Source organism: Emergencia timonensis (assembly GCF_900086585.1).
GTDB classification, from domain to species: Bacteria; Bacillota; Clostridia; order Peptostreptococcales; family Anaerovoracaceae; genus Senimuribacter; species Senimuribacter timonensis.
In genome coordinates this window covers 1-876 of the sequence record NZ_FLKM01000001.1, presented here as the reverse complement: position 1 = coordinate 876, position 876 = coordinate 1, and the positions used below count along the sequence as shown (strand labels likewise).

The following is an 876-nucleotide window of genomic DNA, read 5'->3' as shown; positions in this document are numbered from 1 at the left end:
GCGCGGTGTCCTACTTGCAGATTATGGCATCGGAGCTTTCGGATAAGCTGCTGGCGGAAATCTTGGAGCTGGATGCGGAAATGACCGTGACCATGCACATTCAGACCGTGGATCAGCTCAAGGCAATCAAGACCATCAAGGGGAAAATCTCGGACATTGGGAAAATGAAAGTGGAGGAACAGAGAAAGGCTGTGCGCTCCGGCTATGACCCGGACATTCTTCCCCCTGACCTGATTACATTCAGCAAGGACGCGGCGGAGCTTCTGGCTGATTTGCAATCCCGCAATGAGCGAATGTTTCTGCTGACCTTTACGGTGGTAAACCTTGCCCCTACTCGCCAGCGGCTGGAAAACGATGTGTTTACCGTGGGCGGCATCGCGCAGAAATACAACTGCGCTCTGCGCCGTCTGGACTGGCAACAGGAACAGGGCTTTGTTTCTTCGCTGGCCCTTGGCTACAACGAGGTAGAAATCCAGCGCGGTATGACAACCAGCTCCACAGCCATTTTTATCCCCTTTATGACAAGGGAGCTCCGCATGGCTGGGCAGGCCCTCTACTATGGCATGAACGCACTTTCCCACAATGTCATCATGGCTGACCGCAAAAAGCTGAAATCGGCAAACGGGATGTATTTGGGCTCTACGGGTTCCGGCAAGAGTTTTGCCGCAAAGCGTGAGCTTTTGAATGTATTTCTTACCATCCCGCAGGATCGGATCATCGTGGTTGACCCGATGGGCGAATATGCGCCGCTGGTGCGAAGGCTGGGCGGCCAGGTGATCGAGATTGCCCCGGACAGCCCGCACCATCTCAATCCGATGGATGTGGAGCTCAATATGGCCGCCGGAGAAAGCCCGCTTTCCATGAAGGCGGATTTTC

1 protein-coding gene is annotated in these 876 nt (G+C 54.6%); it reads left to right on the top strand.

Annotated elements, in window-relative coordinates:
* Window positions 1–876: VirB4-like conjugal transfer ATPase, CD1110 family (locus BN6539_RS00005; RefSeq protein ID WP_148484435.1), on the top strand; the 876-nt coding region annotated here is incomplete at both ends.